Origin of the sequence: Prevotella sp. ne3005, from assembly GCF_900110085.1 — a bacterium.
Classification (GTDB): Bacteria; Bacteroidota; Bacteroidia; order Bacteroidales; family Bacteroidaceae; genus Prevotella.
Window position 1 is genome coordinate 50,423 of record NZ_FOCK01000013.1, and the last position, 16,652, is coordinate 67,074.

Annotated in this window: 12 protein-coding genes; 4 read left to right on the forward strand and 8 right to left on the reverse strand. The window is 51.2% G+C overall.

Annotation, left to right across the window (positions count from 1 at the left end; genetic code table 11):
- Nucleotides 1-3: 3 nt before the first annotated feature.
- Complete coding sequence (locus tag BMY16_RS14680; RefSeq protein ID WP_091843998.1) at nt 4-585, reverse strand: L-threonylcarbamoyladenylate synthase; 582 nt, start codon at nt 583-585, stop codon at nt 4-6.
- 231 nt (nt 586-816) lie between these two features.
- Here BMY16_RS14680 and BMY16_RS14685 point away from each other — a divergent pair, with 231 nt between their 5' ends.
- Nucleotides 817-2,868, forward strand: a complete 2,052-nt coding sequence (locus tag BMY16_RS14685) for a SpoIIE family protein phosphatase (RefSeq protein ID WP_170836136.1) — start codon at nt 817-819, stop codon at nt 2,866-2,868.
- 15 nt (nt 2,869-2,883) lie between these two features.
- Here the strand turns inward: BMY16_RS14685 and BMY16_RS14690 are convergent, their stop codons facing one another.
- Genes BMY16_RS14690 through BMY16_RS14710 form a run of 5 tightly spaced genes read right to left on the reverse strand, consistent with a single transcriptional unit; the run spans nt 2,884 to nt 8,716 of the window.
- Nucleotides 2,884-4,470: a peptide chain release factor 3 gene (locus tag BMY16_RS14690; RefSeq protein ID WP_091844002.1), complete on the reverse strand. Its 1,587-nt coding sequence runs from the start codon at nt 4,468-4,470 to the stop codon at nt 2,884-2,886.
- A gap of 46 nt (nt 4,471-4,516) precedes the next feature.
- On the reverse strand, nt 4,517-5,374 hold the full coding sequence (gene rfbD / locus BMY16_RS14695; protein ID WP_091844004.1) for a dTDP-4-dehydrorhamnose reductase: 858 nt from the start codon (nt 5,372-5,374) through the stop codon (nt 4,517-4,519).
- A 1-nt stretch (nt 5,375) separates the two neighbouring features.
- Nucleotides 5,376-5,921 carry a DUF4924 family protein gene (locus tag BMY16_RS14700; protein WP_091844006.1) on the reverse strand — a complete coding sequence of 182 codons (546 nt, stop codon included), beginning with the start codon at nt 5,919-5,921 and terminating at the stop codon, nt 5,376-5,378.
- A gap of 3 nt (nt 5,922-5,924) precedes the next feature.
- A complete protein-coding gene (locus BMY16_RS14705) occupies nt 5,925-6,590 on the reverse strand; it encodes a LysE family translocator (RefSeq protein WP_091844008.1) in 666 nt (221 codons plus the stop codon).
- Nucleotides 6,591-6,646: 56 nt separating this feature from the next.
- Nucleotides 6,647-8,716 carry a SpoIIE family protein phosphatase gene (locus BMY16_RS14710; RefSeq protein WP_244513076.1) on the reverse strand — a complete coding sequence of 690 codons (2,070 nt, stop codon included), beginning with the start codon at nt 8,714-8,716 and terminating at the stop codon, nt 6,647-6,649.
- A 182-nt stretch (nt 8,717-8,898) separates the two neighbouring features.
- Here BMY16_RS14710 and BMY16_RS14715 point away from each other — a divergent pair, with 182 nt between their 5' ends.
- From BMY16_RS14715 to BMY16_RS15990, 3 genes are all read left to right on the forward strand, one after another.
- On the forward strand, nt 8,899-9,888 hold the full coding sequence (locus BMY16_RS14715) for an ROK family protein (RefSeq protein WP_091844010.1): 990 nt from the start codon (nt 8,899-8,901) through the stop codon (nt 9,886-9,888).
- 12 nt (nt 9,889-9,900) lie between these two features.
- Nucleotides 9,901-10,689 carry an indole-3-glycerol phosphate synthase TrpC gene (gene trpC, locus BMY16_RS14720; RefSeq protein WP_091844012.1) on the forward strand — a complete coding sequence of 263 codons (789 nt, stop codon included), beginning with the start codon at nt 9,901-9,903 and terminating at the stop codon, nt 10,687-10,689.
- Between the two features lie 122 nt (nt 10,690-10,811).
- Entirely contained in the window at nt 10,812-15,575 is a 4,764-nt protein-coding gene (locus BMY16_RS15990) for a glycoside hydrolase family 88 protein (RefSeq protein WP_091844014.1), read from the forward strand.
- Between the two features lie 80 nt (nt 15,576-15,655).
- Here the strand turns inward: BMY16_RS15990 and BMY16_RS15625 are convergent, their stop codons facing one another.
- Both BMY16_RS15625 and BMY16_RS14730 read right to left on the reverse strand, forming a co-directional pair.
- On the reverse strand, nt 15,656-15,757 hold the full coding sequence (locus BMY16_RS15625; protein ID WP_170836137.1) for a smalltalk protein: 102 nt from the start codon (nt 15,755-15,757) through the stop codon (nt 15,656-15,658).
- A gap of 100 nt (nt 15,758-15,857) precedes the next feature.
- Nucleotides 15,858-16,409 carry an HU family DNA-binding protein gene (locus tag BMY16_RS14730; protein WP_139207253.1) on the reverse strand — a complete coding sequence of 184 codons (552 nt, stop codon included), beginning with the start codon at nt 16,407-16,409 and terminating at the stop codon, nt 15,858-15,860.
- Nucleotides 16,410-16,652 lie beyond the last annotated feature (243 nt).

The window sequence follows — 16,652 nt, forward strand, 5'->3', positions numbered from 1 at the left end:
GGACTATTTCCTGATGATTGTGACTTCACCGTTCTCTTTCAACTTGATAATACTTGAGGGCGTATGGGGCTTATGCTCCTGACGGCGCGACCAACAGACATAATCGACAGCCTCCAGAATGCGGGGGTCGATGTCGCCATAGTTCTGTGCAGCTGGTTCTCCACTGATATTGGCGGAGGTAGAGACAATAGCCTTTTGGAAGCGGTAGCAGAGCTCCTTGGAGAAAGGCTCGTTGGTGATACGGATACCCACACTACCATCCTCGGCAATCAGATTCGTGGCCAGATTGATGGCACCGTCAAGAATCAGTGTGGTAGGTTTCACGTCACCTTCTTTCAGACTGTCGATGAGCTGCCAAGCCACATCGGGCACCTGACGGAAGTAACGCTGCATACGGGCATCGCTGTCGACGAGGCAGATAAGGGCCTTCGAGTCGTCACGCTGCTTGATTTCATAGACGCGTCTCACCGCCTCGGCATTCGTAGCATCGCAACCGATGCCCCATACGGTATCCGTAGGATAGAGGATCACCCCACCCTTCCGCATCGTCTCGACGGCACGCTTGATATCTTCTTCTCTTGTCATTACGTCATTATTATTTATTTTGCAAAGGTACATATTATTTCCGAAACAACCAAATCTTTCTTCAGAAAGTACATTTTTCGCCACTGATACACAAAAAAAGAGGAAAAACAAACACAAAAAGCACTGTTATTATTGTGACAATAAAAGTTTTTTTGTATCTTTGCAGCAGATTAATATGCTCATATATCATTCTAAATGACAAAGCATTACATTTTTTATATAGTCCTGCTTTTGGCAATCCTGACAGGATGCGAAAGAGGCAGCAACAAGAATAACAGTCAGCGTATAGACGCAGAGAACATGGTATATGCTGCCTACTTAGCCAAGGACTACCCTCGCATCATTGAGCTCGCCGACAGTTTCAAAAAGCAGAAAAGCTTCTCTGAAGGCAAGGCCTATTATTGGCTGGGCTACGCCTACGACAGGCTGATGCAGAAGCGCATGGCAGAACTATACTGGAAAACGGGAATCGAGGCTGTTGAGAACTCCACCGACGAGGAGAATATAAGAGTCTATGCCGGCATCACCAACCGTCTAACAGGACTGATGAATACGTGGGGCGAGTATGAGTCTGCCCTCAAAGTTGCCATACCCGCCACGGAACGGTTGAAAAGCCTGGGGTGTGACACGACGAGCGAATATACCAACCTGCTTATCTACATTGGATGTTGCCAGAGCCGCTTCGGACTGGGTGAAGAGGATACCAACAAACATATGGAAGAAGGCTATCAATCCCACCTCAGCCTCATCCAGCGCCATCCTTATGCCACGACATACCGCGATGCCATCATCGGCGTTATCAACATCTGCTACACCCTTATGGAGGTAGAAGACTACGAGAAAGCTACCGTATGGCTAGACCGCCTTGCCGAGTTGATCAGCAAGTATGAGAAACAAGAAGATGCCAAGCCTGATTATGCAGAAAAGCAATGGGCACGCTATTACATCTACCTTGCCAGAGCATTAGAGGGTTTGGGGCGAAAAGATGAAGCTACCGAGGCCTACAAGCAGTTCTGCAAGACAGACTTCTTCAAGACGGCTGAGGGAAAGATCCTGGCCAGCGACTACCTGAAACTGGCAGGTCTATGGCAGGAAGCAGCAGACAACTTCGGAAGCATGGAGGTATTTATGAAGGAATATGGTACCAGCTATTCGCTGGAGAACATACAGAAGCTGCTCCTGAAGAAGTTCGAGGTTAACATGAGAGCCGGACGGCTAGACACAGCCCGTGCAGTCAGTATGGACATCACCGAACGTCTCGACTCAGCTATCACGCTTTCGCGCATCGCCGAAGCCCGTGAAGAGGAGGCCGTCCACAAGAAAGAACTGGAGATAACGGCCGAAAACGAGCAATACGTGCGCCAGCGCCACATCGGACGAGTAATCGGTATGTCGGCAACCATCCTGTTCCTCATCATCTACATTCTTGTGCGCCATCGCATGGGAGTCCGTCTGAGAAAGGCTCACAACGACCTAAAGGTAGCCTACGACCAGCTTGAAGAGGCCACCACAGCCAAGGAGCGAATAGAAAGTGAGCTCCGCATTGCCCGCGACATACAGATGTCGATGATTCCCAGTGTATTCCCCAAGGTTGAGGGGCTCGACATGTACGCCTCGATGACTCCCGCCAAGGAGGTGGGCGGCGACCTTTACAACTTTCTTGTAAAGGGTGATAAGCTATATTTCTGTATCGGCGACGTCAGCGGCAAGGGGGTTCCCGCCTCGCTCTTCATGACGCTGGCCACGCGAGGATTCCTCACACTGGCCTCTACGGGTAGGAAACCCGCAGAGATTGCCACCCGTTTGAATGTCGAGCTGTCGAATAACAACGAAATGGGCATGTTTGTCACCATGTTCATCTGCTGTTTCGATCTGAAACTGGGACGAATAGAATATTGCAACGCCGGGCACAACCCACCCGTCATAGGCAATGCCGATGGACAATTATCCTTCCTTGATGTTGAAGAGCCTAATGCCCCCATCGGACTATGGCCAGATCTGGAGTATAAGGGTGAGGAGATTGAATTCTTTAACGATCGGTTGATGCTACTCTACACCGACGGACTCAACGAAGCCGAGAACCGCCAACAAGAGCAGTATGGCGAGGACCGTATTATAGAGCTGATGACACCACTCTACCACAACAGCACGCGTGACATCATCGAGGCCCTCAAGGCTGACACGACCCTCTTCCGAGACGGTGCCGAACAAAACGACGACCTCACCATGCTCGCCCTACGGGTATCGTCATCCATTTCATCAAGAACAATCAATCCTGAATAGATTTAGCAAAATAAATCAGAACTCACTGGTAAAGTGGAACTTAATATGCTTGAAGTCCTCCTGCGCCATGGAGAGCACGTAGCCTGAATCGGCGAGGAACACATCACGTCCTTCCTTGTCCTTGGCCATATACTGATACTTGCGCTTCTTGAAGTTTTCAAGTTCTTGCGGATCGTCGCTCTCTATCCAACAAGCCTTGTAGAGATGCACAGGCTCCCAACGGCACTTGGCGTTGTACTCATTCTCCAGACGGTACTGGATGACCTCAAACTGCAACTGACCGACGGTGCCGATGATCTTACGGTTGTTGAACTGATTGACGAACAACTGAGCCACACCCTCATCCATCAGCTGGTCGATGCCCTTTTGCAACTGCTTGGCTTTCATGGGGTCATCGTTCTCGATATACTTGAACAATTCTGGCGAGAAGGAAGGCAGTCCGCGGAAATGCAACTGCTCACCTTCGGTGAGGGTGTCGCCAATCTTAAAGATACCATTGTCTGGCAGTCCGACGATATCACCGGGCCAGGCCTCGTCGATAGTACTCTTTCGCTGAGCCATGAACTGTGTGGGGCTCGAGAAGCGCAGACTCTTTCCCTGACGCACATGCAGATAGGGCTGGTTACGCTGGAACTTACCGCTGCACACCTTACAGAAGGCAATACAAGAACGGTGGTTGGGGTCGATATTGGCGGTAATCTTGAAGATAAAGCCCGTGAACTTGGGTTCTTCGGGATTCACGTCACGCTCCTCGGCTTTCGTAGGACGGGGACTGGGAGCAATCTCCACGAAACAATTCAGCAGTTCCTGCACACCGAAGTTGTTAAGGGCAGAACCGAAGAAGACGGGCGCCACCTCGGCCTCGCGATAGGTCTCCACCTCAAACTCGGGATAGACGCCATCCACAAGTTCCAGGTCCTCACGAAGCTTGGCAGCATTCTCCTCGCCTACCCGCTGGTCGAGTTCTTCGCTGTTGATGTCCACCTCTACCTTGTCCGTCACACGCTGTTTGTCAGGGGTGAAGAGGTCGAGCTTCTGCTCATAGATGTTATACACGCCCTTGAACTTGGCACCCTGATTAATGGGCCAACTCAAAGGACGCACCTTGATTTCCAGTTCCTGTTCCAGTTCGTCGAGCAAGTCGAAAGGATCACGACCCTCACGGTCCATCTTATTGATGAAGATGATGACGGGTGTCTTACGCATACGACAGACAGTCATCAGCTTACGGGTCTGCGTCTCCACACCCTTGGCACCATCCACCACGATAATGGCAGAGTCGACTGCCGTGAGGGTACGGAAGGTATCCTCGGCAAAATCCTGGTGACCCGGGGTATCGAGGATGTTCACCTTATATTCTATGTCTGAGCCTTCAGGAGTGTAGTCGAACTCCATCACAGAGGTCGACACCGAGATACCACGCTGCTTCTCAATGTCCATCCAGTCGCTGGTGGCAGTCTTCTTAATCTTATTGTTCTTAACGGCGCCAGCCACCTGTATCTGTCCACCAAACAGCAGGAACTTCTCCGTCAGTGTTGTCTTACCCGCATCCGGGTGCGAGATGATCGCAAATGTTCTTCTTCTTTCTATTTCTGTATTCATGCGCTTTCGCTAAATGATAAATGATGAATGACAAATGATAAATACTTTAATCATTTAGAAGTTTGCGCACGCAAACTTCGAGACTCTCTTCCCAATAAGGGACCTCTATACCGTATACAGTCTTGATCTTTGTCTTGTCGAGCACGGAATAATGCGGACGACTGGCGGGTGTTGGATATTCCGACGTGTGGAGAGGGCGCACATGACAGGTTGTGATACCTGCTATGCGGTGGATGGCTTTCGTGAAGTCGTACCATGAGATGACACCCTCGTTGGAGAAATGATAGACACCTGGCACCACCCCTTGGTTGATGGCAGCAAAGATGGCCACAGCCAGGTCATGGGCATAGGTGGGTGTGCCAATCTGGTCGAAGATGACACCCAACTCAGGTTTCTCTTTACCCAGACGAATCATTGTCTTAACAAAATTATTGCCGAAGGTGGAATAAAGCCATGCCGTACGGATGACCATCGTCTTCTCACAAGCTTTCTGAGCAGCCTGTTCACCTTCGAGTTTCGTCACACCGTAGACGCTGTTCGGACATGTGGGCGCATCTTCCGTATAAGGCGTGTGGTTCGTACCGTCGAACACATAATCGGTGGATATCTGAATCATCCAACCGCCCCGTTTCGCAATGGCTGCTGCCAGATAACCGGGTGCCAGACTGTTCAACTTTCGGCAAAGTTCCTGATTATCTTCTGCCTTGTCCACAGCGGTATAGGCGGCACAGTTTACGATGCCATCGATGGCATGGTCCATCACCATCTTCTCAATGGCAGCCTGATCCGTAATATCCAGTTCTGCTACATCCGTATTAAAATAGGTGTGCTGGGGATTTTCCTTCTCCAGCAACTGCATCTCATTACCCAACTGGCCATTACAGCCTGTTATCAATATATTCATGTTATTCAAATTTCAGTCCTTCTTCCTTGTCTTTTTTATAATAGTCTGAGAGCATACCAATGAAGGTGGTAATCTCCTTGACGGCATGTTGCGTGTCTGGGGAGATATCCTTCTTCTGCAGGCGCAGCAACATCACGCCATAGAGCGAGTTGAAACAGGTTTCAATCTCATTCTCCTCCTTGTTGGCTCCATGGTTGCGCAGTTCCACAATATACGGCAGCACCTTATAGTACGCTGTATTATAGAAGGGAAACTTCGGCGACTGCAACAGCTGGTTGTGGAGTTCGACGAGCATCTGCAACGTCACCTGATTGATCTGCAGGTGGCCTTTCTCACGACACCCCTCCTGGTTCATCATACGGATAAGGTTGCCAAACCAGTCTATCTCTTCCTCTTTCTGCTCCTCGTCATAGTCGAAGCGTTCCACATACTCTCTCTTGATGCGGGTCAGCGAACAGTCGAAGGCCCGTATCGTATCCTCTATCTGCCACATATACAACAGATATTCGGCAATATTCTTCTTTCGTAATTCTTGAGCTACAAACATAATCTAAAAGAATCTCACGAGGTTCGTTGTAGTACCTAACAGCATGATGACGCTGCCTAAGATCACGGCCACACCGATAACCTCATTGATGATCTTAATGCCGTTAGTATCGAACTTCGTACGTATTTTATCCACCAGCCATGTCAGTCCCCACCACCATAACAGGGCACCGCCAACAATACTGGCAAAGCCCACCAGCATCTCAAAGGGATGATCGGGCAGCACGAAGGCAAACTGAGCATACATGGCCAGGAACAGGAAGATAATCAATGGATTAGAGAAGGTCACGAGGAAAGCAGTCCACGTGTTGTACCAGAGGGTACCCTTCTGCTGTCCTGACTGGTGCATTTTCCTGGTAGGATCAGAGCGGTAGGTATAGACACCGAAGCAGAGCAACATGACACTTCCTACAATCTGCAGATAGAAACGGTTCTGCGTATTGGTGATAAAGTCCATGACGAACGACATACCGAAACCGGCAAAGGCCGCATAGATGATATCACTTACCGCAGCACCTATACCAGTGGCAAGACCATACCAGCGTCCTTTGTTCAGCGTTCGCTGTACACAAAGGATGCCGACAGGACCCATCGGGGCAGAGGCAATCACGCCGATCATCATCCCCTTGAAGATAAAGTCCAATATGTTTATTGGCACATGAAAAGGCATAACGGGTGCAAAATTACAAAATTATTACTACACTACCAAATCTAAATAGCCCTATTTTATTCTACACGTAAACAGAGCATCGTCATATCATCGTTAGGCTCAGCGCCATCACGGAACCGCTCGACATCAGCCTTGAGAGCCTCAAGCAACTTTCGGGCATTATGGAAACGGGCGGCACGGAGGAAAGCCAGCAGGCGTTCGTCACCATACTGTTCCTGGCTGGTATTCTCCGCCTCATTGAGTCCGTCGGTATAGACAAAGAACGGCCGGCCCTTGACATTTTCAATCGACTCGCCCACGAACTCCAGTTCTGGCCAAAGACCAATCGGCGCATTCGGTTCCATCTCAAGAAACGCACCATGTTGTTGATCGTCATAGATAATCGGGGGATTATGGCCGGCATTACAGAAGTCGAGCCTGCCAGACTGTAGGTCAACCAGTCCGAGGAACATGGTTACGAACATGCCCTGTTCGTTGCCCTCAGTCAAAGCATTGTTCATGCGTGTGGCTATTTCCGCCGGCATCATGCTCTGGGCTGCCAGCGTACGGAAAAGACGGGTGGCCTGAGCCATGAAAAGCGAAGCGGGCACGCCCTTACCCGAGACATCACCCACACAGAAATAGAGTGAATCGCCTATGAGCAGATAGCCGTAGAGGTCACCACCCACCTCCTTGGCAGGTGTCATCGAGGCATAGAGGTCGAGGCCCTCACGATCGGGCGACACATTGGGCACCATCGACATCTGGATATCCCTTGCAATACGCAGCTCACTCTCAATACGCTCCCGGTGGGCTGTAGCCTCCTCCAACTGATCATAAGCCTTTTTCAGTTCGTTATGCGCAGCCGCCAGTCGATGAGAAGCTTTACGTTTGTAAAGGGTATAGACAATGAAGAAGGTCAGGAGCATAAGCATCGACAAGCCTGTAGCCATCAGGCGCTGTCTCGACATCTCTGCCTGTTGTTTGGCAATTTCCATCTCTTTGCCTTGCGTATCATAGATGGTAGCCAACTCTGCCATCTCACTGTTCTTCTGAGCAACAATAGCATTGTCCAGCACCGAGAATATCTTCTCTGCTGTGGCACGGGCAGAATCCCTGAACCCAGCCTTCTCATTGGCATGATATTTCGGCAAATAATAAAGCTGTATATTGTCAAGCGACATCTCTGCTCCCTTGTCACTTAGAGCCTTGTCCAAATTGGCATAATTCTTGGCTGCCTCCCTATAGCGATGGGCTGCCACCAGATAGTCATTAGCATTAATCTTACCGCTTCCTGTCTTTGAATAGGCCGTCTTCAAAAAATCATTATAGGCCTGGGCAGCCTCACCGCCCTTATCCAGTCCCTGCAAAGCAACAGCCCGCATGATGTCGATACGTCCTTGATACTCATCAAAATATTCCGTACGGGCATCGGGCCACTGGCGGTATTTCTCCAACAGCATCTCCGAACGGTCTATCCAGTAGATGGACTCTGCATAACGACGGGTATTGATATAAGCCATACTAGTATAGACAGTGCCAAGCACTGCCTCCTGATAACCTCGGCTCGTAGAATCCTGACTCCAGCGGTTGGCATAGTGGCCACGGGCCTTGAGGAAACTCTCGTTAGCCTCCCTATCTTGCCCGAGATTCAACTGACAGCAGCCGATATTATTCAGCAAGATGGCATAGTCAATATCGGACCCTATCCCCGATTCGTCCATTTTCTTTACAGCAGGAACAGCCACGCGCAAAGCTCCTTCGAAGTCACCCTTAATCACCAGGAGCTCCGACAGGCGACGTGCCGACTTGTTATAGCTGAGCTGATCTTCATCACTCTTCACCTCACAGTCCAAGGCTTTCTTATAGCAGATTTCCGCCATACGGTACTGTCCTTGATGATAGTAGGCCACTCCACGCCAGCGGTTGGCATCCAGCATTGAGAGCGTTCCTTCCAACTCAAAACTGTCAGTCAGCACCAGCATCCGTCCATATTGCTTCTGGATTCCCAGGTCAAAGAGCATACTGTCTACGCTGTTAGCACGGGGAGAATGAAGCTTTTTTCGCTGAATATTACATGAAAGAATGAAGAGGACAAGCATCATGCTCGCCACGACCAAAACCCTACTCGACATTCTGTTCATCATCAGACACTTTTAGTTTTTAATGGTGCAAAGTTACAAAATAAATCTGAAACACAAGGAAAAACGTCCTTTTTTCCGCAAAGAAATGGTTAATTTCCGTAAAAATAGGGAAAGAAAGGAAGAATATTCGTAACTTTGTAGCTTGAAAACAAGAATCAATCTTAATTATTAGAACTATAACAAAAATGAATGAGCAAAATGCAGCAATCAAGCCTTACGTCATCGGCTTGGATTTAGGAGGAACGAATTCTGTGTTCGGTATAGTAGATGCCCGTGGCGACATCAAGGCCACGACAGCCATCAAGACTGGCAACTATGAAAAGGCGGAAGACTATGTCGACGCCTGTGTGGAGGCACTACAGGTCATCATCGACCAGGTGGGCGGTATCGAGAAGATCAAGGCCATGGGTATAGGTGCCCCTAACGGCAACTATTATAACGGCACCATCGAGTTTGCCCCCAACCTCCCTTGGGCCCACAACGGCGTAGTCCCCCTCGCCAAGTTGTTCAGCGAGCGTTTGAACAATATCCCCGTAGCCCTGACCAATGACGCCAATGCAGCTGCCATTGGTGAGATGGTTTATGGTGTGGCACGCGGTATGAAGAATTTCATTGTCATCACCTTGGGTACTGGCGTAGGCTCTGGTATCGTGGTCAACGGTCAGCTGCTCTATGGTCATGACGGTTTTGCCGGTGAGTTAGGTCATGTGACGATGGTACGCGGTGAGGAAGGCCGCCCCTGCGGCTGTGGTCGTACCGGTTGTCTGGAGTGCTACTGCTCTGCCACTGGTGTAGCCCGCACGGCGCGTGAGTTGTTGGCAAAGACAAACCGTCCGTCGTTGCTGCGTGAGTTGGATCCCGAGAAGATCACTTCTCTCGATGTGTCCATCGCTGCCGGCAAGGGCGACGAACTGGCCAAGGAGATCTACGAATTCACAGGAAAGATGCTGGGTGAGGCCTGTGCCGACTTTGCTGCCTTCTCTTCTCCCGAGGCATTCATCTTCTTCGGAGGTATGGTGAAGGCAGGTGAGCTGCTCATGAAGCCCATCCGCGAGGCCTACAACGAGCATGTATTGAAGATTTTCAAGAATAAAGCCCAGTTCCTCGTGAGTGGTCTTGACGGTGCCAGTGCTGCCGTTCTGGGTGCTTCTGCCATCGGTTGGGAAATTCAATAAAGGAATCTCACCATGACAGATATCCTAGAAACTATCGTTGCACATAAAAGAAAAGAGGTGGAGCTCTTCAAGAAAGAGCTCCCGTTAGAGACGCTTGAAAACAGAGTAAACATCATTATGGGTGCCCGACCCGTATCGATGTCAGAAAGTCTGCGCAATTCAGATACTGGCATCATAGCCGAGTTCAAGCGGAAATCGCCCTCGAAAGGATGGTTTAACAAGCAGGCAAATGTCCGGACTATCACCAAGAGCTATCAGGAGAATGGGGCCACGGCCCTAAGCATCCTGACAGACATCAACTTCTTCGGTGGTAACAACCTTGACATGCGGGATGCACACCTGGCAAAAGTCAAGTTACCGATGCTCTACAAGAACTTCATCATCGATGAGTACCAGCTCTACCAGGCCCGTCTGAACAAGGCCAACGCCGTATTGCTGATTGCCGCCTGCCTCTCAAAGGACGAGTGTCGGCAGCTGATGGCAAAGGCTCACGATCTGGGGATGGAGGTCTTGCTGGAGATGCACACTGAGGAAGAGACGGAGTATGCGGAACTGGAGCCCGACATGTGTGGTATCAACAACCGCAACCTCGGCACTTTCGTAACCGATGTGAACAACTCCGTCAATCTGGCTTCGCGTTTGCCAGAGGATGCCGTGAAGGTCAGCGAGAGCGGCATCTCCGACCCTGATACCGTCAGGATGTTGAGAAGCATTGGCTACAAGGGGTTCCTCATGGGAGAACATTTCATGAAAACTGCTGACCCCGGTGCCGAACTGGCGCAGTTTATCGCACGGTTATAAATCATCCGGTCATTCTGCAAAAAGATAACGTTTACGTTGTTTTTTTCACGTTTTAGTTCGTAGTTTTGCTTTTTTTGTGTATCTTTGCACAAGCAAACTACGAACTAATCATTATATATTATATGAAGAAGTTTTTCCAATTGATGACGCTCTGTCTGCTTCTCCCCTTCACTGCAGCTGCCCAAAGCTGGAATGAGGCTGAATATAAGCAGATTGAACAGAGCATCCGCGTACCTCAGTTTGCGGATAAAGTGTATGTAATCACCAAGTACGGGGCAAAAGTGACCAATACTGCAGCCCAGAACCAGAAAGCGATTCAAAAAGCGATTGACCTCTGCTCGAAGAAGGGTGGCGGTCGTGTGGTCATCCCTGCCGGACAGAAGTTCCTCACGGGTGCCATCACCCTGAAGGATGGTGTGAACCTCCATGTCGAGGAAGGAGCAGTGTTGGAGTTCGCCTTCCAGCCTGAGCTCTACCCCATCGTAGAGACCTCGTGGGAAGGACTGGAATGTTTCAACCTCTCACCCTGTGTCTATGCTTTCAAGGCCAAGGATATTGCCATCACAGGCAAGGGCACCATCGACGGTGGTGGGTCTAATGAGACATGGTGGCCCTGGAACGGTAATCCCCGCTTCGGATGGAAACAAGGCATGATCAGTCAGCGTGGCGGTTCTCGTGCCCGTCTGTTGAAGAACGGCGAGGACGGCATCCCCATGTATAATGAAAAAGGTGAGCGTTCGCCCGAGCGCATATTTGGTCCGGAAGACGGTCTTCGTCCCCAGCTCGTCAGCTTCAACAAGTGCGAAGGAATCCTGCTAGAGGATGTGACGCTGTTGCGTTCACCGTTCTGGGTGATCCATCCCCTCCACTCTACCGACATCACCGTCCGTCGTGTGAAGATGATCAACGACGGTCCTAACGGCGACGGTTGTGACCCTGAGTGCTGCGACCGTGTGCTCATCGAGGACTGTTTCTTCAATACTGGCGACGACTGTATCGCCATCAAGAGCGGACGCAATCGCGACGGCCGTGAGCGTAACATGCCCTCAAAGAACATCATCATCCGCAACTGTGAGATGAAGAACGGTCACGGTGGTGTGGTGGTAGGTTCTGAAATCTCTGGCGGTTGTCAGAATGTCTATGCCCACGACTGTGTGATGGATTCTCCTGAGCTGGAGCGTGTATTGCGCATCAAGACCAACAGCTGTCGTGGCGGTATCATCGAGAACATCAACATGCGCAATATCAAGGTAGGCGTCTGCAAGGAGAGTGTGCTGAAGATCAACCTTGACTATGAGCACAATGAGATCTGCTGCCGAGGCAACTACCCCACCGTGCGCAATGTCTATATGGAGAATGTCACCAGTGAGAAGTCGCAGTATGGCGTACAGATCATCGGTCTCGAAGAGGACACCTATGTCTATGACATTCTCGTCAAGAGCTGCCACTTCAATGGCGTAAAGGACGGTAACTTCATGAGTGGCAAAACGCGCAATGTACAGTTCGACAACCTTTTCATCAACGGCAGTCTGTCGCTCCTAAAAGCTCCCTACGAGCACTACTCCGAGTGGCTCACCTACTCCGAGATGAAGCGCGTGCCCAAAAGCTATCTGCTCGATTTCTCCAAGAGCCCCAAGTGGAGCTACGTGATGGGTATCGAACTGGAGTCGATGCTCGACACCTATCTAAAATATGGTGGTGAGGATATCCGCACATACTGTCAGGAGTATACCGACACGATGATTAACCAGAAAGGCGAGATCCGCACATACGACATCAAGGATTACAACCTCGACCAGATCCGTACCGGTCACTTCGTAGCCCGCATGTATCAGCTCTATCCGGAGAAGAAGAACCTGCTGGCTATCCAGACTTTGATGAAGCAGTTAAAGGACCAGCCACGTACCGTTCAGGACAAAGTATTCTGGCACAAGGCCATCTACAGCTATCAGGTATGGCTCGACGGTATCTTCATGGGGCTGCCCTTTTACACGATGACCGCCCGCGACCTGCTCAAGGCCAAGGATGCCAAGAAAATCTACGACGATGCCGTCGACCAGATCAGCGTCACCTATCAGCGCACCTTCGACCCCAAGACGGGTCTGAACCGTCACGCCTGGGACGAGACGAAAGAGATGTTTTGGGCAGATAAGGAAACCGGACAGACACAACATTGCTGGGGCCGTGCCCAGGGTTGGTACTCGATGGCCCTCATCGAACTGCTCGATGCCCTGCCCGAGGACTATGCCCGCCGTCAGGAAGTCATCGACCTGCTGCAGAAAGACCTCGATGCCATCATCAAGTGGCAGGATCAAGAGAGTGGCGTGTGGTATCAGGTGATGGACGAGCCAGGCCGTGAAGGCAACTACCTCGAGGCCACCTGCTCATCGATGTTTGCCTACGTTATGCTGAAAGCCTACAATAAGGGCTACCTCGGCACCAAATACCGCGATGCAGGTGTGAAGGCCTATCAGGGCATCATCAAGAACTTCATCCGCGTGAACGCCGATCAGACCATCTCCCTGACTAAATGTTGTGAGGTGGCAGGTCTCGGACCGGGTGTCAGCGCCAAGGTTCTGAAGGCGGCTCCCAACGTCAAGGAAAACAAACGGCGCGATGGTTCGTTTGAGTATTATATCTCTGAGCCCATCCGCGACAATGATGCCAAGGGCGTCGGGCCATTCATCTGGGCATCGCTTGAAATGGAGAAATTAGGATATACAGTTAGCAACGTGACGGCCTCTATAGACCGTCACGCTGTCGTTAATCGCAACAACCCCGTCATCACGGATACCGACTTTCTGGCCGCTCTGACCGTGGGCAATGGCCACTTTGCTGCCACTGTCGATGTAACGGGTCTGCAGAGCTACCCTTTTGAGTATGGGGCAGGTGTGCCCCTGAACGCCATGTCCGACTGGGGCTGGCACAAGTTCCAAAACACCAGCCGTCTCCAGCCCTCCGAGAGCGAGAAGTCATTCGATTTCGGCCATGGGCACCCTGAGGTTTATGCCGTAGAGTTTAAGAAGCCCGAGGATGGTCGCCACAAAGAGGCTACAGAGTATTTCCGTGTCAATCCCCATCGTCTTAACCTCGGCACCATCGGCCTCGATCTCAAGGATGCCGCTGGCCGTCAGATTCCCCTGAGCGCCCTCACCGACATCCGTCAGGAACAGAAAATCTTCGATGGCGAGATAGAGTCCACCTTCAAAGCCGACGGTGAGCCTGTGGAAGTCACCACAGGTGTCCACCATGCGAAGGACGCCCTCTATGCACGCATCAAATCCAACCTATTAAAAGACCAGCGGGCCACGGTGACCCTCCGCTTCTCCTACCCCACTGGAAAGCATGCCGATGATGCCAACGACTGGACCAAGCCCGAGCGTCACCAGTCAAAGGTTATTGCCCAGGATCACCACTCTGCCCTCATTGAGCGTACCCTCGATGCCACAAAATACTACGTGCTTCTGCAATGGGAAGGCAAGGCTACGCTTCAAGAGTGCGACAAGCATTATTTCGAGCTGTCAACCACCGACGATATACTCACCTTCTCCGCAGAATATGCTACCAATCCTACTGACGCTGGCGTGGCGTATGAGTACGACCAATACCATAAAACCACCCAGCGCCATTGGAACTACTGGTGGATCGACGGCCCCATCGTCGACTTCTCCCAGTGTACCGATCCTCGCGCCAAGGAGTTAGAGCGCCGTGTGGTGCTCTCGCAATATCTCACCCAAATCAACTGTGCCAACAACATGCCCCCTCAAGAGACGGGTCTTACCTATAACTCCTGGTTCGGACGCCCCCATCTCGAGATGACGTGGTGGCATGCCGTAGACTTCTCCCTTTGGAACCGTCCGGAGGTCATCGAGCAGATGCTCAAGTGGTATAACCAGACGGCCTACCCCGTAGCCCGTCAGATTGCAGAGCGACAAGGATTCAAGGGTGTACGCTGGATGAAGATGACCGACCCCTGGGCTGGTGAGGCTCCCTCAAACACAGGATCGTTCCTCATCTGGCAACAGCCTCACTACATCTATCTCGCTGAGGAGATGTATCGCGCCAATCCTACTGCCGAAATCCTCAAGGAATATGGCGAACAGGTAGAGGCCACCGCTGAGTTCATGGCGGATTTCGTCACCTTCGATAAACGCTCAGGCCGTTATCAGCTGCGAGGTGCCACGGCCATGCAGGAGTCCATCACCAAGGACATCTCCTACAACCAGCCTTTCGAGCTGGCCTACTGGCAGTATGGTCTCAGTGTGGCTCAGCAGTGGCGCGTGCGCCAGGGTAAGCCACGCATCGCCTTGTGGGACGATATCATCCAGAAGCTGTCTCCCCTACCCGAGGTCAACGGCATCTATACAGCTGGTATACCGACAGGAGAAGGTGCATCAGAGGCTTTCGATCCTTTTGACGCCTCAGGAAAGAAAATCGAGACTTTCACCGACAAATGTCGCAACGACCACCCCGCCGTCTTAGGAGCCTGTGGTCTGTTACCCAGCCAGAACACAGTCTACACCTTATTATATAATAAAGAGAAGATGAAAGCCACCCTCGACTGGGTGATGAACAACTGGAACTGGCCCACCACATGGGGCTGGGACTACGGTATGATTGCCATGACCGCTGCTCGTCTCGGTGATCCTGAGACCGCCCTCAAAGCACTGCTCATCGACACACAGAAGAATACCTGGCTACCCAACGGCCATAACTTCCAGACGCCCGATCGCCTGCGCATCTATCTCCCCGGCAACGGAGCCCTGCTCACTGCCATCGCCATGATGTGTGCCGGTTGGGACGGCTGCACCGAGCCCCTCAACCCAGGCTTTCCCCACGACGGCACCTGGAACGTCCGCTGGCAAGGCCTCCAAAGAATGCAATAAAAATAAAAACAGTGGAAACGCCCCATTTGATATTCCACCAAGAGCCCTTCAGGAATCAATCTCCCGAAGGGCTCTTTCGTTTACGCTCCAACGCAACTCGTAGTGCCTAGGGCCGTTACGATCGCCGTAGCGATGGTCGCAATCAGATGCACGATAAACTTCACAGTTTCCTTTTTACTCATAAAATACCTCCTTTCTTGTTTTAAGCAGGGACTACAGAACCTTAACGGTCCCTGCGCTTGCCGAAGGGTTCAGTCCTGTAGTCCGTTGCTAAATTAAACACTAATCTCCGTTGCCAGCGGGCTCGGTGTGAGTAGCCACTGCGAAGCTGCCGATGGGAATCTTCTCCTGATAGGTACGCTCCTTGCCGTCGATGGTCTTCTTCTTCGACTCGATCACGTAGGCGGCCTTAAAGGTACACTCGTCCTTCAGCGCTCGCGAGGTGAGCTTCTCTCCCTTCGAGTTCTCGGGGGTAAAGCGCAGGTGTACACCCGCAATCAGATTCTCGATGCCCACGTTGAGCGACTTCTCCACCGTGTCCTGCGCCTTCTTGCCGTCGCTCTCAATGCTGGGGCTGAAGGTACCGAAGCCGTCGAGCTTCACGGGCTGACCCTGCGTCACCATCTCCTTCAGACAGCTGACGATGTTCTGCAACACGAGCACTGCCATCGGATAATCCACGAGCTTGCCATGCTCAGCGAGGTGACGGGCGAAGCCCTTCAGGTTCAGAGGCTCCTTGGTGTCAGCCTCGGGATAGTACTGGCCGTAACCGGCGTTGTACTGGTTCTTGTTCTTCCGGAGATTCACCGGAAATGCAATTACTTCACTTGCCATAATCTACTTTAGTTTTTGTTTTGAATGTTAATAATTAAATGTTACTTACTCTCTTTGTCAACTCCCGAGGCTTGGGCCCGATGTCTCATTCATTGACGTTACAAGGGAAGTGCAAGGTGAATGCAGAGCCGAGCTCGCTCGAGCTATGCTGAGCCGCAGCCTTCACTCGCGATGCAATCCCTAATTGCATCGCAAAGGTAATCATTTTATTTGAACTATCCAAATAAAAAAATCACCTAAACC

Coding starts and splice junctions, on each gene's coding strand:
- BMY16_RS14680 (WP_091843998.1), bottom strand. CDS start 585: ATGACAAGAGAAGAAGATATCAAGCGTGCCGTCGAGACGATGCGGAAG.
- BMY16_RS14690 (WP_091844002.1), bottom strand. CDS start 4,470: ATGAATACAGAAATAGAAAGAAGAAGAACATTTGCGATCATCTCGCAC.
- rfbD (WP_091844004.1), bottom strand. CDS start 5,374: ATGAATATATTGATAACAGGCTGTAATGGCCAGTTGGGTAATGAGATG.
- BMY16_RS14700 (WP_091844006.1), bottom strand. CDS start 5,921: ATGTTTGTAGCTCAAGAATTACGAAAGAAGAATATTGCCGAATATCTG.
- BMY16_RS14705 (WP_091844008.1), bottom strand. CDS start 6,590: ATGCCTTTTCATGTGCCAATAAACATATTGGACTTTATCTTCAAGGGG.
- BMY16_RS14710 (WP_244513076.1), bottom strand. CDS start 8,716: ATGATGAACAGAATGTCGAGTAGGGTTTTGGTCGTGGCGAGCATGATG.
- BMY16_RS14715 (WP_091844010.1), top strand. CDS start 8,899: ATGAATGAGCAAAATGCAGCAATCAAGCCTTACGTCATCGGCTTGGAT.
- trpC (WP_091844012.1), top strand. CDS start 9,901: ATGACAGATATCCTAGAAACTATCGTTGCACATAAAAGAAAAGAGGTG.
- BMY16_RS15990 (WP_091844014.1), top strand. CDS start 10,812: ATGAAGAAGTTTTTCCAATTGATGACGCTCTGTCTGCTTCTCCCCTTC.
- BMY16_RS15625 (WP_170836137.1), bottom strand. CDS start 15,757: ATGAGTAAAAAGGAAACTGTGAAGTTTATCGTGCATCTGATTGCGACC.
- BMY16_RS14730 (WP_139207253.1), bottom strand. CDS start 16,409: ATGGCAAGTGAAGTAATTGCATTTCCGGTGAATCTCCGGAAGAACAAG.